Below are 25464 nucleotides of genomic sequence, written 5' to 3' on the forward strand. Positions count from 1 at the left end.
TGCTCACTCACCCCTTTCCACAAGCGGTCCGCCCGGAACGTTGTGCGGGTTCGGCGTGAAGCGAACATCCGGGATCATGGTCGCCGGATCGCGTCCCCAAGCCTGCTCGAGTGCCCGCAGCATGCCCGAGACTCCCGTACCCGACAGAACCGTGTTATCGAGCGCGGACAGGGTCAGATCGACCGTCAGCGATGCGTTGAGATAGTCACCGCGCACCACCTTCGGAATGTTCTCGATCGAGAACGGTGCGGTGAGAAGCAGTTTGAGCGCGCCGATGACGTACGGCGACGCCCGGCCCAGCTGCTTCAGCGGCCGCTGCAGGTTCTGCAGGTTGGTGTGCAGATTGTCGCTCGCGGGCGCCAACGCGTTGTCCGCGGCGAGGCTGATGCGGCCCAGCGCCTCCACGGCGTCGGCGAACAGGTCGCGGGTGTCCGCGAAATGCTTGATCAGCGGCGGGAATTCGGTCAGCACCTGATCCAGCGTGTCGTTGCGCTGCGCCACGATCGACAGCAGCCGGTTGGTGGAATCGATGGCGCGGGTGATGTCCTCGGTCTGCTTGTTCAGCTCGTCGGTGAACGTGTCGAGCTTGTTGAGGAACTCCCGGATCTGGTCGGCGCGGCCGTTGAGCACGTTGAAGATCTCGGTCTGGATGGTCTCGAGGTTCTGCACCCCGCCGCCGCGCAGAATGGTGGCGATGCTCGCCAGCACCCGCTCGGTGCTCGGGAACGCCGAGCTGTTCTTCAACGGGATCGTGTCGCCACTGCGCAGGGGCTGATCCGAGGGATCCGGCGGCGGCTCCAGTTCGACGTGCTGACTGCCCAGCAGGCTGGTCTGTCCGATCCTGGCCAGCGCGTTGGACGGCAACCCGAGGTTGGGCTCCATGTCCAGCGTCAGCGTCGCCACCCAGTTTTTCAACTCGATGGCCCGGACCCGTCCGACGAACACATCGGCCACCCGGACGCGGCTGTTGACGTTGAGCGCCAACGTATCCGGCATCTGGACGTAAACCGTCATCCGCTCCGAACCGGTGCCCGGGCCGCCGGGCAGCTCGACATTGGAGATGCCCCGCCATGGCCACACACCGCACGAGCTGAGCACCAGCGCGATCGCGGCGAGCGCGACGGTGCGTAGCGCGATTCGACTCCATCTGCGACCGGTCATCATCAGCCTGCCTCAGCGGGTAGCGGTGGTCCGGCGGGTACGACGGCGGGTGCCGCCGGTGCGGGTCCGGGGCCGCGCCCTGGGGCCGGCAGCGGACCGGTCATTGCCGCGCTGCCCGGATCACCCGGGATCACACCGGGGGCGGGTCCTGGCGGCGGCCCCGGCTGCGGGTACCACGGCGGGGGCAGGGGGTTGTTCTCCGTGTACGCGTCCGGTGGGCCGGCCTGATGCGGACCGCCGAACGTCGGCGGTGCAGGCGGGATCACGCAGTCCGGACCGCCCATCAACTCGGCGAGGCACTCCGGGAACATCATGTTCGCGGTGAACGGCTGCACCTGGATGCCCTGCATACCGGGTGCGGTCACCCACCCCTGCTCGTGATTGCCGTGTGAGAACAACGTGTCACGCGACCAGATGCCCGGCACGGTCGTGTCCTTGTAGCCCGGCGGCGGCTGCAGCCTCGGCTCGGAGTAGGCGATGTGCTTGGGCAGCGTCATCGCCGAGCTGAACTGGTTGACACCGAACGGCGGGAAGTTGAACTTGATCGCGTCCAGGATCGGGGCGAGGTACTGCGCGCACATCTCGGCCGACTCCTGATAGCCCAACCGACTGCCTGCCTGGATCGAGCTGCAGATGAACTGGATCGGGTTGGCGAAGTTGTTGATGACCGGGATGCCCATCACGCCGCCGGTGACCGGGGAAATGATGTTCATCAGGTTGGCGCCCAGCGTGGGGAACACATGCAGCGCGGTCTCCAGCCCGTCCTTAGCGTCGGGCTGCAGGATCGCGTTGGTGGTGTCGGCCAGGTTGTTGATGTCGTGGGTCAGCACCTCGGCGTTCTCGTCGAGGAACTGCCGGGTGGTCGACAGCAGCGAGTTGAGGTCCTGCAGCGCGTTGGCGACCTCACGGTTGGTGTTGGTGAACGCGCTGGTGAACGACGCGAGGTCGTTGTTGAGCGCGACGAACTGCTGATCGCTCTTGTAGAGCGCGTTGACAAACAGGGCCAGACTCTTGACCACGCCGAAGAAGTCGTCGCGGCCCTCGTTGAGTGCGAACAGCGCTTCGGACAGACCGTTCAGCGTCCGGTTGAGCTCTTCGCCCTTGCCCGCGAATCCGTCGGCGGCCGATTCGATGATGTCGCCGAAGGGACCCTTGGGCTGCTCCGGCGTCGGCCCCAAATCCCGCAGGATGCGGTTGATGGAGTCGCGCAGCTCGTCGTACTCCACCGGAACCTGGGTGCGGTCCAACGGGATGACCGCGTTGTCCTCCATCACCGGTCCGCCCGTGTACGGCGGTGACAACTGAATGACGCGGGATGCAACCAGGCTGGGGTTCAGGATCGACGCGGTGGCGTTGGCGGGCACCTTGAACTTGTTGTCGTAGGTGAAGGTGACCTTCATCTTGTCGCCCGCCGGCTCGATCGAGTCGATGTTGCCGACCCTGACGCCCATGATCTGGATCTTGTCACCGGGGTACAGCGCCAGCGTGTCGGTGAAGTAGGCGACCACGGTGTTGGTGGTCAACCTCTTGTACAGGTTCCACCCCACGAACGCGGCCACCAGCCCGAGGATCACCACGAGGGTGCCGATGATGACCGCGGCACGAGATACCTGCGGCAGCTTCATGTTTCGAACGTTGAAGATCGTCGACATCGGTTACACCCCCCTACTGTCCCTGTGAAAGTGGTGGAAGGAACGGCGGGTTCCCTGGCAATGGCGGTGTGCCGGCAGGCCCGGCGTCGGGTCCCGGCCCCGGCGGTGGTGGCGGACCCGTCAGGGCGGGCGGCAGCGGAGCGATGCCCGGCGTGAAGTCCGGCGGCAGCGGCGGCTGCGGACCCACCGGAACCGTGCGGGCACCCGGCGGTGCCGGCGGAAGCGCCGCGGGCACGCCCGGCATATCCGGCGAGATCTGGCCTGGGATCGCGGCCGCGGGCACCCCCGGCGACGGCTGCGGGCCGTGCGCGTTCGGATCGGACGTGACCACGTCGGGCGGTCCGTAGTTCGGTCCGTACGGGTTGTTGCCGAACGGGCCGACGGTCAGGCCCGCACACGGCAACGGGTTGCCGGGGGTCGGGATGCCGTCCGGAGGTGGCGTGTAGGAACACGGCGTGCCCGCGCGCACAGCAGGCCCGGGATGCTCGGGCGTGCCTTCCAGCACGGCGGGTCCCGGCGCCGGCGCGCCGTTCGGGAACCTGGCCCCGTTCGGATCCGGGAACCGCCAGGCGGGCAGACCCGCGTCGCCCCAGAACTTCTCGGGATCGATGCCGCGCTTCTTGAATGCGGCGTCGACGAACGGCTGCAGGATCTGGCCCGGCAGCAGGTTGACCAACATGACCTTGAAGTAGGGGCCGGACGCGACGGCCTCACCGAGCGACGCCACGAAGCTGGCGACCGTGGTGAGGGTGTCCATCAGGTCGAACCGGCGTGCGGAGAGGACGTCGCTGACCTCACGCAGTTGTTCGAGCACCCGATTCAGGTTCGGGTTGTCGTCGATGAAACCTGTGATCTGCTCGGAGAAGGCGCCGACGCGTTCGAGCAGCATGCTGACCGCGTACTGCCGTTCGTTGATGGCTGCGAGCAACTGCTGGGCGTTGACCAGCAGCTTGTTGATCTGCTCACCGCGGTTGCCGAGGATCCCGGCGATCTGGTTGGCGTTGGCCAACAGTTGCTTGATCTGGTCGTCGCGCTTACCAATGGTCTCGGAGAACCGCGCCACCCCGTCGAGCGCGGCGCTCAGGTGCGGATAGGTCTGGTCGATGGTCTCCGACAGCACGTTCAGCGACCGCTTTACCGTCTCGGTGTCCCAGTTCGACGACGCCTCGGTCACATCGAAGAAAGCGTCGTAGATCTGATACGGCGTGGTGGTCTGACCCAGCGGCAGAGTCTCGTTGGCACGCAACGGTGTTGACCCGCGCGGCTCGATCTCGATGTTGCGGCGGCCGAGGATGGTGTCCGTGCGGATGGCCGCGCGGCTGTCGGTCCCGATCTGCGTGCCGCCGAGCGAGTAGCCGATCCTGACCTTGTCACCGACGATCTCCGCGCTGCGCACCAGGCCGACGTCCACACCGGCGATGCGCACCTTGTCGCCGTTGTTGATGCCGCCGGTGTCGGAGAACTCCGCGTAGTAGGTGGGTGTCGCGAACAGCATCGGCACGCTGGCGAAGCTCTGCCCGACACCGATCACGAGTACGAGGACAAGGATGCCCATCAACCCGTTACGGACGCGGTTCGATCCCTCCAGAGTTCTCATTGCGGCGTGCACCTACCCGACGGCTGGCTGAAGAGTTTCACCGTCCGCACCGGACCACCGGGCTGCAGACCGTTCATCCGAATCGAGATGTCGCAGGAGTAGAAGTTGAAGAAGTCGCCGTAGATACCACCCGCGCGGCCAAGGATTTTGAACGACGTCGGCAGCCTCGTGAGGATGTCGTTGAGCTTGTCCTTCTGGTCGATCAACGGCTGCTGAACGGCCTCGAGGTGGCCCAGCGTGCTCTGCAGCACCGGCCGGTTGTCCGCCAGCAGATCCGCGATTGTCCCTGCGGCATCGCTGATTTCGGCCACCGACGTGGCAATCGGATCGCGGCGGTCGTTCAGCCCCGAGATCAGGGCCTGGAAATCCTGCACCGTCTCGTCGAACTGCTGCTGATGTTTGACGGTCGTGTCGAGCACGGTGTTGAGGTTCTTGATCACCTCTCCGATCGCCTGGTCACGGTCGGCCAGCGCCGACGTCAGTGACGCGGTCTGGTCGAGGATGTCGTTGATGGTGCCGCCCTGCCCCTGGAACACCGTGATGATCGACTGGGCGATGGTGTTGACCTTGTCCGGGTCCAGTGCGCGGAACACCGGACGGAACCCACCGATCAACGCGTCGAGATCCAGTGCGGGCTCGGTGCGTTCGAGCGGGATGGTGCCGCCGCCGGGCAACCGCCGGTCGCTCTCGCCGCGCTTGAGCTCCATGTACCGGTCGCCGATGAGGTTGAGGTAACGGATCGACGCGGTGGTGCCCTCGTACAGCGGCAGCGAGCGATCGACGTTGAAGTCGACCCGCACCTGCGATCCGTTGTTGATGAGCTCGACCTTGGAGACCTTGCCCACTTCCACGCCGGACGCGCGGACGAATTGCCCTTCCCGAAGCCCGCTGGCGTTCGAGAACACCGCCGAGTATCCGGTGGTGCGATCGAAACGCACCTGGCCGAACACGATGATGATGATCGCGGTGAACAGCAACAGCACCAGGGAGAAGGCGCCGAGCTTGATGGCTGTACCGGTGATTTTCATGGGTTGATCGTGTTCTCCCCAACCTGGCGACCCCAGACGTACTCGATCAGGATCGGCTGGCCCAACTCGAAGTGGTTGTACGGCGCGATCGAAGCGCCGGTGTCCATCACGAGGTACGGGGCCGGCCACAGGTCACGCGTGATCGGCTGCCAACAGCCGGGTTTGCCCTCCGGACCGCCCCTGGCGTTCACCCGCGGCAGGTTGTCCGGGTAGACGTAGGGGTTGCCCGCGCCCATGAGTCCCGACAACGTCCGCAGCGAGTAGCCGTTGCCGCCCAGCGACGCGGCCACCTTCGGTTCGACGTCGTGGAAGTTGCGGATCGTGCAGAACAGCGCCGGGCTGTACTCGTCGAGGATCTCCGACGGGCGGATCAGATCCGCAGCGCCACGAACCAGATACGGACCGCCACGCTCGAAGACGTCGGCGCCGGTGTTGCCGAAGCCGACCGCAGCCATCAGCGCCTGGTCGATGTTGCCCTGCTGCTGGTTGAGCGTGCGGGCGGTGGTCACTGCGTTCTGCAGGCCGTCGAACAGATTCGGCGCGGCGTCGGCGTACACCTCGCCGAGATCGGCGAGCAACTGGTTGTCCCGCCGGATCTGAGGCATCTGCGGATTGATGTCGGACAGGATCTCGTTGCCGTTGATGATCGACTGGCCGAAGCGGTCACCCAGGCCGTCGAGCGCCTCGGCGGTGGCGGCCAGCGTCTGGTTCAGCTTGATCGGATCCACCTGCTGCGCAAGCGACACCACCGTCTCGAACAAGGTGTTGAACTCGGTGGTCACCGACGTCACGTCGATCACGTCGGACGGCGTGATCCGTTGCGGTGACGGATCTTTCGGCGAGGTGAACGAGATGTACTTGTTGCCGAACACCGTCGTCGCGCTGATATCAGCCACCACGTTCTTCGGAATCAGCTTGATGTACTTGGGATCTACGTCGAGGACGATCTTCGCCCGCGGCTCGCCTCCGACGTCCACCGCATTGATCGTGGCAAACCCGGCCGATCTCGACGCCGTTGTAGGTGACCTTCGCGCCGGGGTCCATCGACAGGCCCGCACGCGCCGACATCATCGTCAGCTGTTCGCGCGGCATGAAGTCGCCGCGGAACTGGAGGTACACCAGCACCAGTGCGACGATCGTCAGGAGCGAAAGCACCAGACCCGCCAGCTTGTACGGCGGGGTGCGGGACGAGTTCAGCGGCGCGGCCATGGCGCTACACCGTCAGGTTGAAGTTCGGGTCGACGCCGTAGAGCGCCAACGATGCGAACAGGACCACACACACGATCGCGACAAGGGACGCGCGCATCGACCGTCCGACGGCCTCGCCGACGCCCACCGGTCCGCCGCTGGCGAAATAGCCGTAGTAGCAGTGGTTGAGCATCACGATGACCGAGATGATGATGGCCTGCACGAACGACCACATGACGTCGTCGGGGCGCAGGAACGTGCGGAAGTAGTGCTCGTAGGTGCCGATCGACTGCCCGTAGAAGAACGTCGTGGTGACCTGAGCCGACAGGAAGCTCATGATGATCGCCATCGCGTACAACGGGATGATCACGATGAAGCCGGCCATGATGCGGGTGGACACCAGGTAGGAGATGGACTTGATGCCCATCACCTCCAGCGCGTCGATCTCCTCGCTGATCCGCATGGCGCCCAGTTCGGCGGTGGCGCCGGCGCCCACGGTGGCGGCCAGTGCCTGCCCCGCGACGACCGGTGCGGCGATGCGCACGTTGATCAGTGCGGCGAAGAATCCGGTGAACGCCTCGACACCGATGTTGCCGAGAGATGCGAAGCCCTGGATCGCGACGAGCGATGAACCCGACAGCGTCACGAAACCGACGATCGCCACGGTGCCACCGATGACCGCCATCGCACCGGTGCCCATGCCGATTTCGGCGATCAGCCGCAGGGTTTCCCTGCGGTAGTAGCGCAGGGCGTGACCGATGGACCCGATCGCGGTGACGACGAACCACGCGACGTGGCCCACGCTGTCGAGGAACCGCGCCGGGGCGGTGATGACATCCGCTCCGCGGGAGAACCCCCGCGGAAACCGAGAACGCAGGACCTGGGTTGTGCTCACGTCAGCTCCCCGTTCCGAATCGGACACCGATCGTGGTCAGCACCACGTTGACCGCGAACAGGGCAATCACGCACAACACCAGCGTCTCGTTGACCGCGGTGCCGACGCCTTTGGCGCCGCCCGCGACCGTGAGCCCGCGGTAGCAGCCGACCAGCCCGGCGATCAGGCCGAAGGTCATGGCCTTCACGATCGAGATCAGCACTTCGGGCAGTCCGGTGACGAGGGTGAGGGTGGCGACGTAGGCGCCGGCCGAGACGTTCTGGAGGTAAACGCCGAAGATGAAGCCGCCGACCAGACCGATTGTGATCACCGCGCCGTTGAGCAACAGGGCGACGAAGGTGGAGGCGACCACGCGGGGGACGACCAGGCGGTGGATCGGGTCGATGCCGAGCACCTCGAGCGCGTCGATCTCCTCACGGATGGTGCGGGCACCCAGGTCGGCGCAGATAGCGGTGGAGCCGGCGCCGGCCACCACCAGCACGGTCACCAGGGGGCCGAGCTGGGTGACGGCGCCCAGTGCGGCACCGGCACCGGAGATGTCGGCCGCGCCGAACTCGGTGAGAAGGATGTTCAGCGTGAAGATGAGGAGCACGGTCAGCGGGATCGACACCGCCAGCGTCGGCAGGAACGCCACCCGCATCAGGAACCAGCTCTGCAGGATGAACTCGCGCCACTGGAACGGCGGCTTGAAAAGGGCTCTGGCGGTGAGGACGCACATCCGCACGAATCCGCCGACCGCAGTGAGGCCGGGCCTCACCTGATCGCGTACATAACCGACGATGTCGGTCGACGCCGTCATCGGTGCGCCCCCACGACGAAACCGCGGTCATGGTGGCGCGACGGCTGCCCCTGTCGCACGCGGCCTCCTTGCCCCAACCCGCTGACTGTGACCAGCGTCTCCCTACTCGTCGGTAGTAAGACAGACCACAGGACTGTACCCGATGCCATCGTCGCAATGGACCGCATCCGAGAGATTGAGCCCTCAACCGTTAGCAAACCCACCCCGGTTCCCTAATTCTCTTGTGCGCCAGCAGAAACCGTCGGCGGAGTGGCGCTTTCGCCCGCGTCAACCCCCTTGTCACCCCCGAAGCGCACCCGCAACTCGGTTTTGAGGACTTTGCCAGCAGGGTTGCGGGGTAGCGCGTCGACGATCTCGAGAGCCTTCGGATGCTTATATCGCGCAAGGCGTTCGGTGAGGAATTCGTCGAGTTCGGCGAGCTCGATTTTGTTCTCGGCGCCGAGGGCGACCACCGCCACCGGCACCTCGCCCCACTTGTCGTCGGCCCGGCCGATCACGGCCACCTCAGCGATCGCGGGATGGGCGGCGAGGACGTTCTCGACCTCCGCGCAGTAGATGTTCTCGCCGCCGGAGATGATCATGTCCTTCTTGCGGTCCACCACCCAGATGTAGCCGTCCTCGTCCTGTCGAACGAGGTCGCCGGAGTGGAACCAGCCGCCGGCGAAGGCCTCCGCGGTCGCCTCGGGGTTGTTCCAGTAATCGGCCATCAGCGTGGGCGCGCGATAGACGATTTCGCCGACCTGGCCCACCTCGACGTCGTTCATGTTCTCGTCGACGACGCGTGCGGAGACGGTCGGGATCACCCTGCCCACCGAGCCGAGTTTGCGGATCGCATCGTCGCCCAGCAGCATGCACGTCACCGGGGACATCTCCGTCTGGCCGAAGGCGGCCAGGATCTGCGCGCCGGGGAATGTCTCAGACATGCTGCGCAGCAACGTATCTGAGGCAGGCGCCGCACCCCAGGACAACATGCGCAACTTCAGGTTCCGCGGTCGCGCGCGCTGCTCGGCCACCACCGCCTGCCACTGCGCAGGCACCAGGAAGATGCCCGTCACCCCTTCGGCCTCGAGGACGTCGAGCAACTCAGCGGGATCGAAGGCACCCAGCGGGTAGAGGACGGTCGGCCGACCGAGCGTGAGGCCGGGCAGCATGCTGCCGATACCGGCGATGTGGAAGAGCGGCACACCGATGAAGCCGACGTCGTTGTTGATGTCGGCGCCGTTGGTGAAGAGCATCGTCATCGTCTGACCGGTCAGGTTGGTGTGGGTGAGCACCGCCCCCTTGGGCCTGCCGGTGGTCCCCGACGTGTACATGATCAGCGCCGGCGACTCGTTGGGGATGTCGACGGTGTCGGCGGGGCCGCCGTCCTCGGCGAGCAGGTCGTCGTAGCCGATGAAGGTGTCGTCGGTGGTGCCGCCCGCGACGATGACGGTCGTGAGCGTCGCATCGATGTCGCGGACCGCGGCCGCCACGTTCGCGAGCACCGATTCGGTGATGACCACCTTTGCCTGACAGTCGCTCACCAGGAAGGCGATCTCCGGCGGCGTCATCCGGAAGTTGACCGGCACGGCGATGGCCCCGAGCTTGTTGACCGCCAGGAACGACTCGATGAACTCGGTGCGGTTGAGCATCAGGATCAAGACGCGATCGCCGAATGCAACGCCCCGTCGGCTCAGTGCACCCGCCAGGGCGCCGACCCGGGTGTCGAGTTCTCGCCATGTCGTGGTCTTGCCGAGAAAGCGCAGCGCCGTGGCGTCGGGCTGCATCAACGAGTGCCTGGCGAGCTGATTGGTCCAGTTTTGGCGGCGTGCGAGATACGGCTGTTCAGTCGGGTCCGGCGCTACGGGGGAAGCCAACGGCGACGACTCCTCTGATCCTTGGGTTGCGTGATGTTGATATTTGATCAAACATGGTGTTGCCCCGGTCACAGTATGGCCTCGGCGGCTCGGGTACAACCCCACGCCAAATTGACCGGAGAGTCCAGTGAACGCACCCCCCAGAACCCGGCCCCGGCCCCGACGCGCGGTGCGGCGCGAACAGTTGTCCGACGAGGTAGCTGCCCGGCTGCGCGCCGACATCATGACCGGTGTTCTGCGGCCGGGCAGTTTCATCCGGTTGGACGAGACGGCCGCGGCGCTCGGGGTCAGCATCACGCCGGTTCGCGAGGCCCTGCGCACCCTGCGCGGCGAGGGCATGGTGACACTCGAACCGCATCGGGGTCATGTCGTCGTGCCTCTGACCCGCGACGACATCGACGACATCTTCTGGTTGCAGGCCACCATCGCCAAGGAGTTGGCGGCTACCGCCGCCGAACGGATCACCGAACCGGAGATCGACGAGCTCGAGCGGCTCAACGAGCAGTTGGCCGCGGCGGTCGAGCGGCACGACCTCGAGGAGATCGCCATGGCGGAGTTCGCGTTCCACCGGGCGTTCAACAGGTCCACGGGCCGCATCAAGCTGGCGTGGTTCCTGCTGCACGCCGGCCGCTACCTGCCGGCGCAGATCTATGCCGCTAGTCCCGAGTGGGGGGTCGCCGCCGTGGCCGGGCACCGCGAGATGATCGCGGCGCTGCGCCGCGGCGACGTGGACACCGTCGTCAGGCTGACCGGCGGCGAGTTCACCGACGGCGCGCAGCGCCTGATCGCCCTGCTCGATGAGACGAAATTGTGGGGCTGAACCCGCGTCAGGGTCAGCCTGCCGAGAGTTCTTCGGCGCGGGCCTTCAAATTGCCCGCCAGATAGTCGAGCGTGTCACCGATGGCCTTCTTGACCAGCTGGCTCGGGATCGACAGCTTGGTCTCGACGTCCAGGTCGACCGTGAGCAGCGATGTCGCCCCGATGGGGACCACCGAGAACTTCTGCTCCTGCTTCTCGAAGAAGTCGCCCTGCTGCAGCACCGTCTGGATCTGGTTCTCGCCGGGGTAATAGACCGCGGTGATGAACGTCCCCGACTGCCCCTGGACCACGACATCGAGGCGCAACTGGCTGGGCCGGCCGTCGTCGTAGCGCGCCAGCACCCAGCTGCCCTTGATCTCCTCGTTCCACAGCGGGTACGACTCGAAGTCGGCGACGATCCCCATGATCGCCTCGGCGGGCGCGGCGACCTCGACGGTCTTGCTGACGATCGGCATCGCCCGAGCATATCGGCTACTCGACACGCGCCTTTTCGAGCAGGGAGCGAATCACCTCCGGTATCGGCACCGGCCTTCGGCCGACCCGGTCGACGTACACGTGCACCCAGTGCCCCACTGCGGCGGTCGGTTCGTCGGCCTCGCCGTCCGCCCACAGCCCCAACCGGTACGTCACGCTGCTGTTGCCAAGTCGGGTGACCGCCACACCGACGGAAAGCGCTGTGGGGAAACGCAATTCAGCGAAGTAGCGGCAGCCCGACTCCGCGACGACGCCCAGCCACGGCACGGTGAGCGGGTCGATATCACAGGTCGTGTTGATCCACCCGTTGATCGCCGTGTCGAACATCGCGTAGTACACCGCGTTGTTGAGGTGACCGAACATGTCGTTGTCGGTCCACCGGGTGGTCACCGGCCAGTGCACGGGAAAGTCGGCGCTGGTGAGCGAATGCTCACTACTGCTCATGAGAGCAGTCTCGCAGGCCACCTCCCTAGCAGTCCGCGGTCACGCTCTCCCCTCGTGTCCCACGCCCGATGACAAGTGGGTGGACGACCGCGGGCATGCCGCGCCACACGGCCTCGCGGACCTCGACGGTGAAACCGTGGGCGCGCATGCGCTCGACGGTGTCGCGGTTGCAGCGGCAGCCGCCCGCGAAGTGGCGCCACGGTTCGGCGAGTTTGTCCTGAAATGCCGCCAGTCGTCGCGAATTCGCACGTACGTGCTCGATGAACAGCAGCTGCCCGCCGGGCCGCAGTACGCGGGCGATTTCACGCAACGCACGATCGGGATCGTCCACAGTGCACAGGCAAAGCGTCGACACGACGGTGTCCACGGACTCGGCCGCGAACGGCAGCTGCTCGGCCTGAGCGTCGACAATGCCTGTGAGACAACTGTTTCGACGCAGTCGACGGGACAGCTTCTTGCGCATCCCCGGCTCGGGTTCGGTGAGCAGCAACTCTGTGACCGCCTCCGGATAGTGCGCGAGGTTCAGCCCGGTACCGGCCCCGATCTCGACGACGCGGCCGTAGGCGTCGGCAAGCAACTCTCTGCGCCGGCGGCGCATACCCCGGAGCTCACCCAGCCACAGCAGGGGGTCGTAGACGGCGGCGAAGACCTGCAGCCACGCGGCGGACGGTGGCTTCGGCAATTCGACACCCAATTTGATGTCAGCGATTTCAGTCATTGCGCCAACGTAAGAGCGGCGGCGTCGCGCCCGCATCGCCCGATGCGGCCATCTTCTGCCGATGGCCGCTTTCGGCTACGTCACAGCAGTCCGAGCCGCGCGGCCTCTGCGACGGCAGCGGTTCGCGAGGTGCGGCCCAGCTTGCGGCGGATGTTCGCGACGTGGCGATGCACGGTGTGCGGGCTGAGCACCAGTTGCTCGGCGATCTCGCGATCGTTGAGACCGCGCGCGATGCACGCGAGGATTTCGCGCTCCCGCACCGACAGGACCTGCTCGTCGTCGCTCACCTGCTGCGGCGGCGGCTGCCCCGGCGCCAGCATTTCGCGGCACGCGCGGACGACGGCATCGGCGTCACCGTGCCATGGGAAGTGCGCGCTTCCCGACAGCGGGATGAACGTCGCACCCGGAATCGCTGCCGCGACCTCACGTCCGAGCCGGTACGGCACGGCACGATCGTCGCGCCGATGCACCACCAACGCCGGCGAGCGGACGAGCCCCAGCTGATCGCGAACGTCGAGCCGATAGACCATTGCCAACACCGCGGCCGCGGTGTCGGCCGTCGCCGATTCGCGCTGCAACCGGCCGAACCGCGCATGCTCGTCGGCGCTGGCCCCGCCGAGGAAGATGTCCCCGAGAAGACGCGATCCAAGGCCCCAATGTGCTTGTATCGCAGCCAGTATCGCGTCACCCACCCCCGGCGGCGTCAGTACCGTCCCATCCGCATACGACCCGTACAGCACCATCCGGTCGACCCGCTCGGGGAACGCCGCGGCGAACGCGACTGCGGTGCAACTCCCCGACGAACCGCCGATGAGCGAAACGCGCTCGAGCCCGAGTTCGTCTACGAGCGCACGCAGCACCGCGACCTCGCTGTCAAGCGTCAGATCGGAATCGTGCAGCGTGCGGTCCGACATGCCGACCCCGAGCCGGTCGTACCGGATCAAGGTGTATCCGTCGGCGATGCCCTCCCAGAAGCGCCGAAAGTCGGGGTCCTGCCAGTCGAGTTCGAGGTGACTCACCCACCACGCCGGAGCCACCAACGGCGGACCGCTGCCGCGCGCCTCGTAGGCCACCCGGCGTCCACCGACGGGCAGAAACCGGATCTCGGAGCGTGCCAGCATCTCCGCAGCGTAAGGGGGACTGTCGGATTGGGCGCGGTAACGGGCAGGCTGTAGTGATGAGGATCCGCGGCGCCGTACTGGAACAGATCGGACTGGAACGCCCCTACGCCGACTCGCGGCCGATTTCCGTGGATGACCTCGACCTGGCACCACCTGGGGCGAATGAACTCCTCGTCCGCATCGAGGCCGCAGGCATGTGCCATTCCGACCTGTCAGTCGTCGACGGCAGCCGGGTCCGTCCGGTGCCGATGCTGCTCGGTCACGAAGCGGCAGGGGTCGTCGAGGAGGCCGGACTCGGAGTCTCCGACGTACACCCCGGCCAGCGGCTGGTGATGACCTTCCTGCCCAGGTGCGGCCAATGCGAGGCGTGCGCGACGAACGGGCTGACGCCGTGCGTGGCCGGCAGCGCTGCCAATGCGGCAGGCACGCTGATGGGCGGCGATCGCCGACTCTCGCGCGACGGGCAGCCGATCCATCACCACCTCGGCGTCTCCGGTTTCGCCACCCACGCCGTCGTCGACCGGCGCTCGGTCGTTCCGGTACCCGCCGACGTGCCGGCCCAGGTCGCGGCGCTGCTCGGATGCGCCGTGCTGACCGGCGGCGGTGCGGTGATCAACGCGGGACGACCGCGCCAAGGCGACACCGTGATCGTCGTCGGACTCGGCGGCGTCGGCATGGCGGCGGTGCTCACCGCTCTCGCACGGGACGATGTCCGTGTCATCGGCGTCGACCAGCTGCCCGCCAAACTCGAGCTGGCCCGCACCATGGGTGCGCATGCGGCCTACACCCCGGACGAGGCACGCGAGGCCGGGATCAAGGCCGCCGTCGTGATCGAGGCCGTCGGCCATCCGAAGGCGGTGGAGACGGCCGTCGACCTGACCGCCGCGGGCGGCCGCACCGTCTGCGTCGGGCTGCCCCGGCCCGACGCGCGAATCAACCTGTCGCCGTTGGGGTTTGTGGCCGAGGGCCGTGCGCTGATCGGCAGCTACCTCGGCTCGGCCGTGCCGTCGCGGGAAATCCCGCACTTCGTCGGCCTGTGGCGCGCGGGCCGGTTACCGGTCGAGTCGCTGGTGTCGTCGACGATCCCGCTGGACGACATCAACAGCGGTATGGATCAGCTCGCCGACGGCGCGGCTGTGCGGCAGATCATCAGTTTCGACTAGCGGCGGCTTCGGGATTCGCGACACCAGCGCGCCGCAGCGCCGACACGATGAGTGCGCGCAGCCGCCGGCTCACCTCGAACTGCTTACCCGGCAGCGTGCGCGCCACGACCCGCAGGTTCACGGTGTCCTTCTCGATGCTCTCGACACCCATCAGCTGCGGCTCGTCGAGCAACAGATCGGAAAGGCTGTTGTCGCGCATCGCGATCGCCGACACCTCGCGCAGCGAATCATTGACGACGTTGAGGTCCGCCGAGGTGGCGACGGGAACGTCGACGACCGCGCGGGCCCAGTCCTTCGACAGGTTGAGCGATTTGACGATCTGCCCGTTGGGAACGGTGAACACCTCACCGTCACTGGTGCGTAGCTTGGTGACGCGCAGGGTGACATCCTCCACGGTGCCGCGGGCTTCACCGCCCCCTGTGACGGCCAATACGACCAGGTCGCCGAATCCGTACTGCTTCTCCGTGATGAGGAAAAAGCCGCTGAGCAGATCCTGCACGATGCGCTGGGCGCCGAAGCCGAACGCGGCGCCCAGCACGGCGGCAGGCGCGACCAACGACCCGATCGGCAGGCCGAGCTGGTTGGCGATGTCCACGCCGACCACGATGTAGAGCACCGCGATCGCGACCGAGGAGATCACCGAGGCGACCGCGCGCCGGTGTTTCACACTTTCCGGGCGCAACACCGCATCACTGCTGTCCCCGCCGTCGAGGCGCTTACTCAGGCGGCGCGCAATGAACCGGATCAGCCTGGTGGCCAGCACCGCGAACAGCAGCACCGCGACGATGTGCACGCCCTTGGTCAGCAACCAGTCGGTGAGAGATTCAAGTGTTGGAGGCATATCGGCACCGGCTTCCCGGTAGCCCCGCAAGATCAAACACGTATGTGAGCTTGTGCACGCGCGGAAAGCTCAGAACCAGCCGTCGCGCATTTCCAGCGTCGTGCGGTCCAGCGCGGCGAGCAGATCGAGTTGCGGCCCGGTCTTGGGCAGTTCGCTGCGGAAGAAGTACCGCGCTGCCTGACGTTTGCCGTCGTAGAAGTCCCCGGTGCGGCCGTTGCACGCCACCACCTGCTGCAGCCAGATCCAAGCGACCACGATGTGGCCGAACGCCTCGAGGTACACCACGCTGTTGGCCAGCGCGGCCTCGATGTCTCCGGAGGCGAACATTGCTGTGGTCACCTCGACCAGTCGCTGCCACGTCGCACTGAGACTTGCTGCCATCTCGGCGGCCTCGCCGCCCGCAGTCGTCGCCGCCTCGACCGTCGCCGAAATGGCCTCTCCCAGTGCCGCCAAACTCGCCCCACCCCGCTGAGTCACCTTGCGGCCCAACAGGTCCAGGCTCTGAATGCCGTGCGTCCCTTCGTGGATCGGATTCAGCCGGTTGTCCCGGTAATGCTGTTCGACGTCGTACTCGCGGGTGTAGCCGTAGCCCCCGTGCACCTGGATGGCCAGGCTGTTGGCCTCCAGACACCATTGCGACGGCCAGCTCTTGCCGATCGGTGTCAGGATGTCGAGCAGCAGCGTCACCGCGTCGCGCTCTGCATCGGTCTCGGCGCTGTGCTGCAGGTCGACGAGTTTGGCGCAGTACAGCAGCAGCCCCATCCCGCCTTCCACATACGCCTTCTGCGCCAACAGCATTCGCTTGACGTCGGCGTGCTCGATGATCGGGACCTGTGGTGTGGTGGGATCCTTGGCCGTGAGCGGACGGCCCTGCGGCCGTTCACGTGCGTACTGCAGCGATTTCAGGTATCCGGTGTAGCCCAACGCCACCGCACCCATGCCGACGCCGAGTCGCGCCTCGTTCATCATCGTGAACATGTACCTGATGCCTTGATGCGGTTCGCCGACGAGATAACCGGCGGCGCCGTCGAAGTTCAGCACGGTGTTGGTGATTCCGCGCTGGCCCATCTTGTGATTCAGCCCGGCGATGGCCACCTTGTTCCGCTCACCGACCGAACCGTCGGCATTGACAAGGTACTTGGGCACGATGAACAACGAGATGCCCTTGGTGCCCGGCGGTCCGCCCGGGATCTTGGCCAGCACCAGATTGACGATGTTGTCGGTGAGTTCGTGTTCGGCCCCGGAGATCCACATCTTGGAACCGAACAGCCGGTACGTCCCGTCCGCTTGCGGTTCGGCGCGGGTGAGGATGTCGGCCAATGACGATCCGGCCTGTGTCTCCGACAGCGCCATGGTTCCCGAGAAGCGGCCCGCCAGCATCGGCCGCAGGAACGTGTCGATCTGCTCGGGGGTGCCGAACTTCGCGATCAGGTTCGCGTTGGCGACGGACAGCATCGCATAGCCCGACGTCGAGATGTTGGCGGCGTAGAACCACGCGAACCCGGCCTGCGCGACCGTCACGGGCAGCTGGGCGCCACCGAGTTCGGCGTCCATCGACATGCCGAGCAGATCGGCGTCGGAGACGGCGTCCAGCGCCTCCTTCACCTCATCGATGACGGTGACCTTCTCGCCGTCGAAGGTGGGCTCGTTGGCGTCGCTCTTTTTGTTGTGAGGCGCGAAGTACCGCGTCGCCAGCTGCTCGCACAGGTCCAGCACGTCGTCGAACGTCTCGCGGGAATGCTCAGCGAAGCGCTCACGCTTCGTCAGCTCGTCGACTCTCAGCCATTCGTAGAGCAGGAAGTCGAGGTCTTGTCGCGACAGCAGGTTGGACTTCATTCACCCATCCTTGTCGAGACTGTGCCCGGGCAGTTAGTTGACCGCGCTGATGTTCACACCCAGCGGCTGCGATTCGCGCACCGCCTCGTCACGGATCAGCCCGCGCAGTAACGCGGTACTGAACTCGACGGCGATCTCCTGCGCGGTGCGCCGGCCGTGCGGTCGCAGCCAGCGGTAGGAACCCAGCGTCATCCCGATGTAGCCGAGGGCGAGCACGTGGCTGTCGCAGTCGTAGAACTCCCCGCTGGCGATGCCGCGGTCGATCACGTCGCGGACATGCTCGTAGACCTGTGCCTCTTTCTCCCGGATATAGGCGACCTGGTCCTCGGTGAACCACTCCGTGATGTAGGGGCCCTCCTGGAAGTACACCGCCGCGCGCTCGATGTCGCTGGCGATGCCCACCAGCAGCCGGCGGGTGAAGTGGTAGATGGTCTCCCGGGCAGATGCCGTCGGATCGTCGTGCAGGGCGTCCACCGTGAAGTCGGCGGCACCCTTGTAGATGTCGTAGAGGATCAGCGACTTGCTGGCGTAGTAGTGATAGACGGTGGCCTTGTTCAGGCCGACGGCGTCGGCGACGTCATCCATCCGGGTGCCGTGGTAACCCCTGGCGGCGAACAGTTTGGTCGCGACGGCCAGCAGCTCTTCGCGCCGCGACATCCCATTGCTGGGTACTCCCGGTGACGAGGCGTTCATGGCGGCTCACTCTATGCAGGCCCGGAGCGCATCCGGGGGTATCAATCAACTGGTTGGCTAGTTTATGCGTTGAGGCTGTCGCCGCCGGGGCGGCGGGTCTAGACTCGGCAGGAACCAGCGGCGACGCGAGAGGTGATGACGTGGATCCCAACCCGGATTATGACGCGAGCGACGAGCTGGAATACGGCGTGAACTGGCTCGCCTGGATTCTTCGCGGTGTCTATCCGCCGCCCGCCTATCCCCCGGTGTGAGCCACCCGCAGTAACGCCCGGTCGTCACTCGGATGGCGACGTAGTCACCGATGAGGTGACGAGAAAGTTCGGTCGGCCCCAGTCAGTGTGATGCGCGGTGCGCGCTGCCGCGGTACCAACGATTCGCCGAGACTGCTCAGAGATCGCGCTCCTGCGCTCAGACTCAAGTGGTCGCTGCAACACCTGACGGGTTCGGAGGTGTTGTTCGATGGGGTTTCGGGAGCCTGGTTGGCCGCGGGTGTCGGAGTCGGTTCGCGGGGAGTTCTGGGCCGCGGTGCGACGGTGGCTGGAGTGCACGGCAGTACCGGCCGCAAGTGGGCCAAAGACGCTGGTTATCAAACCAATACTCAGCATCGAGGTCTCCGCTATTCGACCGCGGTTCGGCAGGTGTTCTGGGCGGCGGTGCATGCAGGTCAAAGCCCGTCGCGCGCGGCGGTCATCGCCGGCGTGTCGGAGAACGCCTCTCGGCAGTGGCTCCAACAGGCTGGATTCGTGCCACGAACCTCGATGCCTGCCGATACCTGCGCTATCGATCCCGATGCCGGCCCGCCGCGGGGGCCAATATCGTTTATCGAGCGTTGCCGGTTAGAACAGCTGCTGGAAACCGGACATACCCCGATGCAGGCGGCGGTGTTGTTGGGGCGTCATCGGGACACGATTGGCCGTGAGATCGACCGTGGGCAGACCGGTTCGAGATACCGGGCGCGGGTCGGTCAAGACACCGCCGAGGCCAACCTCAAACGCCCCAAACCGCGCCATCTCGAGGACCGCCCTGCGCTGTTGGCCGAGGTGGTGGCACGCTTGGAACAGCGGCACAGTCCCGAGCAGATCGCGTGCCGGCTGCGCCAGGATTTTCCCGATGATCCGGAGATGTGGGTGTCACACGAAACGATCTATCAGGCCCTTTACATCCAACCCCGCGGGGAGCTGGCCCGACTGGTCAAGACCGCGCTGCGCACCGGCCGTACTCAGCGAAAACCACAGGGCCGCAAAGCAACCGATCGCGGCCAACTAAAAGACATGATCAACATCAGTGACCGCCCCAAGGAGGCCGATGACCGCGCGATACCCGGTCATTGGGAAGGTGATCTGATCCTGGGCAGTACCGCCTCAGGCTCAGCGATCGGCACCCTGGTCGAGCGCACCACCGGATTCGTGGTCCTGCTGCACCTGCCCGAGGATCGCACCGCAGCCACCCTGGCCGACGCCATGTCGGTCAAGGTCCCAGAGATCCCCGAGATCCTGCGCCGCTCGCTGACCTGGGACCAAGGCAAAGAGATGGCGCTACACACCAAGATCACCGAAGCCACCGGCCTGCCGATCTACTTCTGCGACCCACACAGCCCCTGGCAGCGCGGCACCAACGAGAACACCAACGGACTGCTGCGCCAATACTTTCCCAAAGGCACCGACCTATCGTTCTACGGTCCCGGCTGGCTCGACCAGGTCGCGGCCGAACTCAACGCCCGACCCCGCAAACGCCTCAACTGGCGCACCCCAGCCGAAGAACTCGACCGACTACTCTCAGACCCGTCCACATTCGTTGCAGCCACCGCCTGAATCCAAGGCGCGATGTCGCGATCTCCCCGCAGTTTCGATGGCGCGCGATACCGTCTACCTCCCATCACGGGGTAAGCGCACCGCTTACGACCGGAGGGCCACGGCGGTCCCCAAGAGGTGGATGGGAGACTTTTCGGATGATCATCGGGATACCGCGCGAATCCCAGGCGGGTGAAACGCGGGTGGCCGCCACCCCGCAGACCGTCGGAGCGCTCCTGAAACTGGGCTACTCCGTCGTGGTCGAGTCGGGTGCCGGCGCCGCCTCCAGTTTCGCCGACACCGCCTACGAAGACGCAGGGGCGGAGATCGGTGAGGCCTGGTCCGCCGACATCGTTCTCAAGGTCAATGCTCCCGACGACGCGGAGATCGCACGCCTCAAGGACGGTGCGACGCTGGTCAGCCTCATCTCCCCGGCGCTGAACCCCGAGCTCGTCGAGAAGTTGTCCGCCCGCCCCATCACGGTGCTGGCGATGGATGCCGTTCCGCGTATCTCGCGGGCGCAGTCGCTGGACGTGCTGTCGTCGATGGCGAACATCGCCGGATATCGGGCGGTCGTCGAGGCCGCACACAGCTTCGGCCGGTTCTTCACGGGGCAGGTGACCGCGGCGGGCAAGGTGCCCCCGGCCAAGGTGCTGGTGGTCGGCGCCGGGGTGGCCGGCTTGGCCGCCATCGGCGCGGCGGGCAGCCTGGGCGCAATCGTGAAAGCGACCGACCCGCGGCCGGAGGTGGCCGATCAGGTCGCCTCGCTCGGCGGTGAGTACCTGGCGGTGGATCCGGCCGCGGCAGAGGTGTCGTCGACCGGTTACGCCAAGGAGATGGGCGAGGACTACAAGGCCCGCGAGGCACAGCTGTACGCCGACCAGTGCAAGGACGTCGACATCATCATCACGACGGCGCTGATCCCGGGTAAGCCCGCTCCGCGCATCATCACCGCGGACATGGTCGCGTCGATGAAGCCAGGAAGCGTCATCGTCGACATGGCCGCCTCCAACGGCGGCAACGTGGAAGGCACGGTCAAGGATCAGGCCGTCGTCACCGACAACGGCGTGACCATCATCGGCTACACCGATCTTGCTGGGCGTCTGCCCGCCACCGCCTCACAGCTCTACGGCACCAATCTGGTGAACCTGCTCAAGCTGCTCACCCCGGAAAAGGACGGGCAGCTCACCCTGGACTTCGACGACGTGGTCCAGCGGTCGGTGACCGTGGTCCGCAACGGCGAGACCACCTGGCCGCCGCCGCCGGTGCAGGTGTCCGCGGCGCCCGCGGCCGCTGCTGCGCCGGTCGAGGTCGGACCCGCCAAGAAACCGATGACGACCGCGCGCCGGTTGGGGTTGACCTTCGCCGCTGCCGCGGTGCTGTTCGCGCTCATCGCACTCTCACCCGCCGCACTGCAGGTGCACCTGACGGTGTTCGCGTTGGCGATCGTCATCGGCTACTACGTGATCGGCAACGTGCACCACGCACTGCACACCCCGCTGATGTCGGTGACCAATGCGATCTCCGGCATCATCGTCGTCGGCGCGCTGCTGCAGATCGGCCACGGAAATGTCGCCATCACCGCACTGGCAACGGCAGCGATCCTGCTTGCCAGCATCAACGTCTTCGGCGGTTTCGCGGTGACCCGCCGCATGCTGGCGATGTTCACGAGGAGCTAGACCATGTTCTCCATTTCAACTGTCGCCACCGCCGCCTACGTCGTCGCAGCGCTGCTGTTCATCCTGGCGCTTGCCGGCCTGTCCAAGCACGAGACATCAAGGGCCGGAAACACTTTCGGTATCGCCGGGATGACCGTCGCGCTGCTCGCGACGATCGCGCTCGCGCTGGCCCGCCACATCGAGCCGCTGGGCCTTGCGCTGCTCATCGGCGCGATGGTCGTCGGGGCCGCGATCGGCCTGTGGCGCGCCAGGGTCGTCGAGATGACGGGCATGCCTGAGCTGATCGCGCTGCTGCACAGCTTCGTCGGCCTGGCCGCCGTGTTGGTCGGCTGGAACGGCTATCTGCATGTGGAAGGCGAGCTGGCCGGGGCCGAGGCGGCGCAACTGGCACAGGAGGGCATGCTCGGCATCCATTCGGCCGAGGTCGTCATCGGGGTGTTCATCGGTGCGGTGACGTTCACCGGTTCGGTCGTCGCCAACCTGAAGCTGTCGGCCCGCATCAAGTCCGCGCCGATGATGCTGCCCGGCAAGAACTTCCTCAATGTCGGCGCGCTCGTCGTCTTCGCCGCGCTCACCGTCTGGTTCGTGATCGACCCGCAGCTGTGGGTGCTGGCGGTGGTCACCGTGCTGGCGCTGCTGCTCGGCTGGCACCTGGTCGCCTCCATCGGCGGCGGTGACATGCCGGTGGTGGTGTCGATGCTCAACAGCTATTCCGGTTGGGCCGCAGCGGCTTCGGGCTTCCTGCTGTCCAACGACCTGCTCATCGTCACCGGCGCGCTCGTCGGCTCCTCGGGTGCGTACCTGTCCTACATCATGTGCAAGGCGATGAACCGCTCGTTCATCTCGGTGATCGCAGGTGGCTTCGGGATCGAGGCCGGGCCCGCTGATGACAAGGACTACGGCGAGCATCGCGAGATCACCGCCGACGGCGCGGCCGAGCTACTCGAATCGGCCAGTTCCGTGATCATCACGCCGGGCTACGGCATGGCCGTCGCACAAGCCCAGTACGGTGTCGCCGACCTGACCCGCAAGCTGCGCGAGCGCGGCGTCAACGTCCGGTTCGGCATCCACCCCGTCGCGGGACGCCTGCCCGGCCACATGAACGTGCTGCTGGCCGAGGCGAAGGTGCCCTACGACATCGTGCTGGAGATGGACGAGATCAACGACGACTTCGACGACACCGACGTCGTTCTCGTCATCGGCGCCAACGACACCGTCAACCCGGCGGCCTCCGAGGACCCAGGCAGCCCGATCGCGGGTATGCCTGTGCTCACGGTGTGGAATGCCAACCACGTCATCGTGTTCAAGCGGTCTATGGCGTCGGGCTACGCTGGCGTGCAGAACCCGCTGTTCTTCCGTCAGAACACCCAGATGCTGTTCGGTGACGCCAAAGACCGCGTGGACGCGATCAACGCCGCGCTCTCCGAAACGGTGTCCTCCTCGCACTAGATATTTCGCGTCGGCGCAACATTTCACATCGGCACGGCGCACCGGTTCGGCCACGGAGTCGAACTAGCATGCGCAGCGTGCCGGTAGAAGACCCGCCGAAGTCCGAAGCTGACGTACGAGGACGGCTGGCCAGTTTCGGCACGGTCCTGATCATCATCGTCGTGTACGCCGCGGCGCTGGCCGGCTACCACTACGTCGCCGGTCCGGCCGAGTCGTTGCCCCCACCGGATCTCGGCGAGAGCGGCGACACCGTCGTGCTGGTGGACCTAGAGGAACTCCACACGGTGGATACCAAGTTGGACGTGAGCGTCATGGTCTTTCCCGCCGACGACCACATGAACCCGGTTCTCAATGTGGTGAACACCAACGTCGCGGTGCGCCTATTCGTCGACGAGATCAGCATCGGTGGCGACCTCGAAACGCCGGCAGGGAGTCTGCCCCAAGAGATCAACGCGACGCTCGAAGCGAGCGGTGACCCGGAGATTTGGCCTTTTGACGACTACACAATCGGGCCGCTGGGGGCGGATGTGGTCGTCGGTTCCGGTGACGATCGCAGGTTCGAACCCGCCCGGGTGGAAGTGGCGGGCAGCCTCAACAGTTGGGACATCACCACCACGCGAAGCGGACCGGTCACCCAGTCCTCCGGTGAAGGCGATTACCAGACAATCCATTTGAGCCGCGCCCATGGACCGCTCGCCTTCGATGTGGGCTTGTGCCTGGTGCTGCTCACCCTGCCCGCGATCGCTCTCTTCTTGTCGATCGAGATGTTCCGTGGGCGGAAGAAGTTCATGCCGCCGTTCGGGACGTGGTATGCCGCATCGTTGTTCGCGATCATTCCGATACGAAGCTTCATGCCCGGCGCTCCCCCGCCCGGCGCGTGGATCGACCAGATCCTGGTGTTGTGGGTGCTCGTCGCGCTGACGGCAGCGATGGTCGTGTATTTCGTCGCCTGGCACCGCCGCTGCGACTGACCGGCGGGAACCGGCCGTCGGGGATGCGCCTATGGTTACCTCACCCGCACAACCATGGGGAGGCATCGGATGGCCGTCGATCGGCTGCTACCCAACCAGGACGCCGAAGACCTGATCGCACTGACCCGGGAGATCGCCGACAAGGTGCTCGACCCGGTCGTCGACGCGCACGAGAAGGCCGAAACGTACCCGGACGGCGTGTTCCCCGCGCTCGGGGCCGCCGGCCTGTTGAGCCTGCCGCAACCCGAGGAGTGGGGCGGCGGCGGTCAGCCCTTCGAGGTGTACCTGCAGGTCCTCGAGGAGATTGCGGCGCGGTGGGCGGCGGTGGCGGTCGCGGTCAGTGTGCACAGCCTGTCGTCGCATCCCCTGCTCATGTTCGGCACCGACGAACAGCGCAAGCGGTGGCTGCCCGGCATGCTTTCCGGCGAGCAGATCGGGGCCTACAGCCTGTCGGAGCCGCAGGCGGGATCGGACGCGGCGGCGTTGCGGTGTGCGGCGAAGCCCGACGGTGACGGCGGAGAGGGTTACGTGCTGAACGGCTCGAAATCGTGGATCACCCATGGCGGTGTCGCCGACTTCTACACATTGTTCGCCCGCACCGGCGAAGGCTCGCGAGGCATCAGTTGCTTCCTGGTGCCCGGTGACCTGCCTGGCCTCAGCTTCGGCAAGCCCGAGGAGAAGATGGGGCTGCACGCCGTGCCGACGACGGCGGCGTTCTACGACAATGCGCGTATCGGGTCCGACCGCCGCATCGGCGACGAGGGGCAGGGGTTGCAGATCGCGTTCAGCGCATTGGACTCCGGCCGGCTGGGCATCGCCGCCGTCGCCACCGGGCTGGCGCAGGCCGCGCTGGACGAGGCCGTCCGGTACGCCAACGAACGAACGACGTTCGGCCGCAAGATCATCGATCATCAGGGCCTCGGCTTCCTGCTCGCCGACATGGCCGCGGCGGTGGCGACCGCGCGTGCCACCTATCTCGACGCTGCACGCCGCCGCGATGCCGGCCGGCCGTACTCGGAGCAGGCCAGCGTCGCCAAACTGGTCGCGACGGACGCCGCGATGAAGGTCACCACCGACGCCGTGCAGGTGTTCGGCGGCGCCGGCTATACCCGCGACTTCCGCGTCGAGCGCTACATGCGAGAGGCCAAGATCATGCAGATCTTCGAGGGCACCAACCAGATTCAGCGCCTGGTCATCGCGCGCGGATTGGTCACCTCTTAACCGCGAGCAGACGTGAGCACCCCCAAATTGGCCCCAAAATGGGGGTGTACGCGTCTGCTCGCCACCAGA

General features: G+C 66.2%; 21 protein-coding genes and 2 pseudogenes. 8 read left to right on the plus strand and 15 right to left on the minus strand.

Features of this window, described 5'->3' with window-relative positions; all coding sequences use genetic code 11:
- Positions 1 to 3 precede the first annotated feature (3 nt).
- The 8 genes and pseudogenes from H7J93_RS20540 to fadD5 all read right to left on the minus strand — a co-directional run bounded on the left by H7J93_RS20540 (position 4) and on the right by fadD5 (position 10176).
- Entirely contained in the window at positions 4 to 1164 is a 1161-nt protein-coding gene (locus H7J93_RS20540; RefSeq protein ID WP_267308152.1) for a virulence factor Mce family protein, read from the minus strand.
- Complete coding sequence (locus H7J93_RS20545) at positions 1164 to 2813, minus strand: virulence factor Mce family protein (protein ID WP_267308153.1); 1650 nt, start codon at positions 2811 to 2813, stop codon at positions 1164 to 1166. Before H7J93_RS20545 ends, H7J93_RS20540 begins: the two co-directional genes overlap by 1 nt.
- A 13-nt stretch (positions 2814 to 2826) precedes the next feature.
- A complete protein-coding gene (locus H7J93_RS20550; RefSeq protein WP_267308154.1) occupies positions 2827 to 4410 on the minus strand; it encodes an MCE family protein in 1584 nt (527 codons plus the stop codon).
- Positions 4407 to 5438 carry a virulence factor Mce family protein gene (locus H7J93_RS20555; protein WP_267308155.1) on the minus strand — a complete coding sequence of 344 codons (1032 nt, stop codon included), beginning with the start codon at positions 5436 to 5438 and terminating at the stop codon, positions 4407 to 4409. Before H7J93_RS20555 ends, H7J93_RS20550 begins: the two co-directional genes overlap by 4 nt.
- Positions 5435 to 6647, minus strand: a pseudogene (locus H7J93_RS20560) (MCE family protein). The gene H7J93_RS20555 and the pseudogene H7J93_RS20560 overlap by 4 nt, the downstream one beginning before the upstream one ends.
- A gap of 4 nt (positions 6648 to 6651) precedes the next feature.
- Positions 6652 to 7521, minus strand: coding sequence for an MlaE family ABC transporter permease (locus H7J93_RS20565; RefSeq protein WP_083153110.1), 870 nt, complete (start codon positions 7519 to 7521; stop codon positions 6652 to 6654).
- A 1-nt stretch (position 7522) separates the two neighbouring features.
- Positions 7523 to 8320 (minus strand): MlaE family ABC transporter permease, encoded by a 798-nt coding sequence (locus H7J93_RS20570; protein WP_267308156.1) that lies wholly within the window; start codon positions 8318 to 8320, stop codon positions 7523 to 7525.
- Between the two features lie 212 nt (positions 8321 to 8532).
- Positions 8533 to 10176: a fatty-acid--CoA ligase FadD5 gene (fadD5, locus tag H7J93_RS20575; RefSeq protein ID WP_267308157.1), complete on the minus strand. Its 1644-nt coding sequence runs from the start codon at positions 10174 to 10176 to the stop codon at positions 8533 to 8535.
- Positions 10177 to 10303: 127 nt separating this feature from the next.
- On the opposite strand from fadD5, the gene H7J93_RS20580 reads away from it, so the two are divergent.
- A complete protein-coding gene (locus H7J93_RS20580; RefSeq protein WP_267308158.1) occupies positions 10304 to 10996 on the plus strand; it encodes a GntR family transcriptional regulator in 693 nt (230 codons plus the stop codon).
- 13 nt (positions 10997 to 11009) lie between these two features.
- Here the strand turns inward: H7J93_RS20580 and H7J93_RS20585 are convergent, their stop codons facing one another.
- The 4 genes from H7J93_RS20585 to H7J93_RS20600 all read right to left on the minus strand — a co-directional run bounded on the left by H7J93_RS20585 (position 11010) and on the right by H7J93_RS20600 (position 13752).
- Complete coding sequence (locus tag H7J93_RS20585) at positions 11010 to 11450, minus strand: SRPBCC family protein (protein ID WP_267308159.1); 441 nt, start codon at positions 11448 to 11450, stop codon at positions 11010 to 11012.
- 16 nt (positions 11451 to 11466) lie between these two features.
- Positions 11467 to 11913 carry an acyl-CoA thioesterase gene (locus H7J93_RS20590; RefSeq protein ID WP_267308160.1) on the minus strand — a complete coding sequence of 149 codons (447 nt, stop codon included), beginning with the start codon at positions 11911 to 11913 and terminating at the stop codon, positions 11467 to 11469.
- Positions 11914 to 11938: 25 nt separating this feature from the next.
- Entirely contained in the window at positions 11939 to 12631 is a 693-nt protein-coding gene (locus H7J93_RS20595) for a class I SAM-dependent methyltransferase (RefSeq protein WP_267308161.1), read from the minus strand.
- 80 nt (positions 12632 to 12711) lie between these two features.
- Positions 12712 to 13752, minus strand: a complete 1041-nt coding sequence (locus H7J93_RS20600) for an alpha/beta fold hydrolase (protein ID WP_267308162.1) — start codon at positions 13750 to 13752, stop codon at positions 12712 to 12714.
- A 53-nt stretch (positions 13753 to 13805) separates the two neighbouring features.
- On the opposite strand from H7J93_RS20600, the gene H7J93_RS20605 reads away from it, so the two are divergent.
- The gene (locus tag H7J93_RS20605) at positions 13806 to 14915 is read left to right on the plus strand and encodes an alcohol dehydrogenase catalytic domain-containing protein (protein ID WP_267308163.1); all 1110 of its coding nucleotides are present in this window, start codon (positions 13806 to 13808) and stop codon (positions 14913 to 14915) included.
- Here H7J93_RS20605 and H7J93_RS20610 read toward each other — a convergent pair.
- The 3 genes from H7J93_RS20610 to H7J93_RS20620 all read right to left on the minus strand — a co-directional run bounded on the left by H7J93_RS20610 (position 14902) and on the right by H7J93_RS20620 (position 18285).
- Positions 14902 to 15756 (minus strand): mechanosensitive ion channel family protein, encoded by an 855-nt coding sequence (locus H7J93_RS20610; RefSeq protein WP_267308164.1) that lies wholly within the window; start codon positions 15754 to 15756, stop codon positions 14902 to 14904. The genes H7J93_RS20605 and H7J93_RS20610 overlap by 14 nt on opposite strands.
- Before the next feature lie 69 nt (positions 15757 to 15825).
- Positions 15826 to 17592 (minus strand): acyl-CoA dehydrogenase, encoded by a 1767-nt coding sequence (locus tag H7J93_RS20615; protein WP_267308165.1) that lies wholly within the window; start codon positions 17590 to 17592, stop codon positions 15826 to 15828.
- 33 nt (positions 17593 to 17625) lie between these two features.
- Positions 17626 to 18285: a TetR/AcrR family transcriptional regulator gene (locus H7J93_RS20620; RefSeq protein WP_267308166.1), complete on the minus strand. Its 660-nt coding sequence runs from the start codon at positions 18283 to 18285 to the stop codon at positions 17626 to 17628.
- Positions 18286 to 18425: 140 nt separating this feature from the next.
- Between H7J93_RS20620 and H7J93_RS20625 the strand changes: the two are divergent.
- From H7J93_RS20625 to H7J93_RS20650, 6 genes and pseudogenes are all read left to right on the plus strand, one after another.
- Positions 18426 to 18536: pseudogene (locus H7J93_RS20625) on the plus strand (CAP domain-containing protein); the annotation flags it as partial.
- A gap of 90 nt (positions 18537 to 18626) precedes the next feature.
- Complete coding sequence (locus tag H7J93_RS20630; protein ID WP_267308167.1) at positions 18627 to 20096, plus strand: IS30 family transposase; 1470 nt, start codon at positions 18627 to 18629, stop codon at positions 20094 to 20096.
- A gap of 137 nt (positions 20097 to 20233) precedes the next feature.
- Positions 20234 to 21754 carry a Re/Si-specific NAD(P)(+) transhydrogenase subunit alpha gene (locus H7J93_RS20635; RefSeq protein WP_267308168.1) on the plus strand — a complete coding sequence of 507 codons (1521 nt, stop codon included), beginning with the start codon at positions 20234 to 20236 and terminating at the stop codon, positions 21752 to 21754.
- A 3-nt stretch (positions 21755 to 21757) separates the two neighbouring features.
- Positions 21758 to 23203, plus strand: coding sequence for a Re/Si-specific NAD(P)(+) transhydrogenase subunit beta (pntB, locus tag H7J93_RS20640; RefSeq protein WP_267308169.1), 1446 nt, complete (start codon positions 21758 to 21760; stop codon positions 23201 to 23203).
- 68 nt (positions 23204 to 23271) lie between these two features.
- Positions 23272 to 24174, plus strand: coding sequence for a DUF4436 domain-containing protein (locus tag H7J93_RS20645; protein ID WP_372507975.1), 903 nt, complete (start codon positions 23272 to 23274; stop codon positions 24172 to 24174).
- 69 nt (positions 24175 to 24243) lie between these two features.
- Positions 24244 to 25395: an acyl-CoA dehydrogenase family protein gene (locus H7J93_RS20650; protein WP_267308171.1), complete on the plus strand. Its 1152-nt coding sequence runs from the start codon at positions 24244 to 24246 to the stop codon at positions 25393 to 25395.
- The last annotated feature ends 69 nt before the right edge of the window (positions 25396 to 25464 follow it).

The sequence above is a fragment of the Mycobacterium barrassiae genome, from assembly GCF_025822765.1.
In the GTDB taxonomy this organism is placed as follows: domain Bacteria; phylum Actinomycetota; class Actinomycetes; order Mycobacteriales; family Mycobacteriaceae; genus Mycobacterium; species Mycobacterium barrassiae.

Coding starts and splice junctions, on each gene's coding strand:
- H7J93_RS20540 (WP_267308152.1), bottom strand. CDS start 1,164: ATGATGACCGGTCGCAGATGGAGTCGAATCGCGCTACGCACCGTCGCG.
- H7J93_RS20545 (WP_267308153.1), bottom strand. CDS start 2,813: ATGTCGACGATCTTCAACGTTCGAAACATGAAGCTGCCGCAGGTATCT.
- H7J93_RS20550 (WP_267308154.1), bottom strand. CDS start 4,410: ATGAGAACTCTGGAGGGATCGAACCGCGTCCGTAACGGGTTGATGGGC.
- H7J93_RS20555 (WP_267308155.1), bottom strand. CDS start 5,438: ATGAAAATCACCGGTACAGCCATCAAGCTCGGCGCCTTCTCCCTGGTG.
- H7J93_RS20570 (WP_267308156.1), bottom strand. CDS start 8,320: ATGACGGCGTCGACCGACATCGTCGGTTATGTACGCGATCAGGTGAGG.
- H7J93_RS20585 (WP_267308159.1), bottom strand. CDS start 11,450: ATGCCGATCGTCAGCAAGACCGTCGAGGTCGCCGCGCCCGCCGAGGCG.
- H7J93_RS20590 (WP_267308160.1), bottom strand. CDS start 11,913: ATGAGCAGTAGTGAGCATTCGCTCACCAGCGCCGACTTTCCCGTGCAC.
- H7J93_RS20595 (WP_267308161.1), bottom strand. CDS start 12,631: ATGACTGAAATCGCTGACATCAAATTGGGTGTCGAATTGCCGAAGCCA.
- H7J93_RS20600 (WP_267308162.1), bottom strand. CDS start 13,752: ATGCTGGCACGCTCCGAGATCCGGTTTCTGCCCGTCGGTGGACGCCGG.
- H7J93_RS20610 (WP_267308164.1), bottom strand. CDS start 15,756: ATGCCTCCAACACTTGAATCTCTCACCGACTGGTTGCTGACCAAGGGC.
- H7J93_RS20615 (WP_267308165.1), bottom strand. CDS start 17,592: ATGAAGTCCAACCTGCTGTCGCGACAAGACCTCGACTTCCTGCTCTAC.
- H7J93_RS20620 (WP_267308166.1), bottom strand. CDS start 18,285: ATGAACGCCTCGTCACCGGGAGTACCCAGCAATGGGATGTCGCGGCGC.
- H7J93_RS20630 (WP_267308167.1), top strand. CDS start 18,627: ATGCGCGGTGCGCGCTGCCGCGGTACCAACGATTCGCCGAGACTGCTC.
- H7J93_RS20635 (WP_267308168.1), top strand. CDS start 20,234: ATGATCATCGGGATACCGCGCGAATCCCAGGCGGGTGAAACGCGGGTG.
- pntB (WP_267308169.1), top strand. CDS start 21,758: ATGTTCTCCATTTCAACTGTCGCCACCGCCGCCTACGTCGTCGCAGCG.
- H7J93_RS20645 (WP_372507975.1), top strand. CDS start 23,272: ATGCGCAGCGTGCCGGTAGAAGACCCGCCGAAGTCCGAAGCTGACGTA.
- H7J93_RS20650 (WP_267308171.1), top strand. CDS start 24,244: ATGGCCGTCGATCGGCTGCTACCCAACCAGGACGCCGAAGACCTGATC.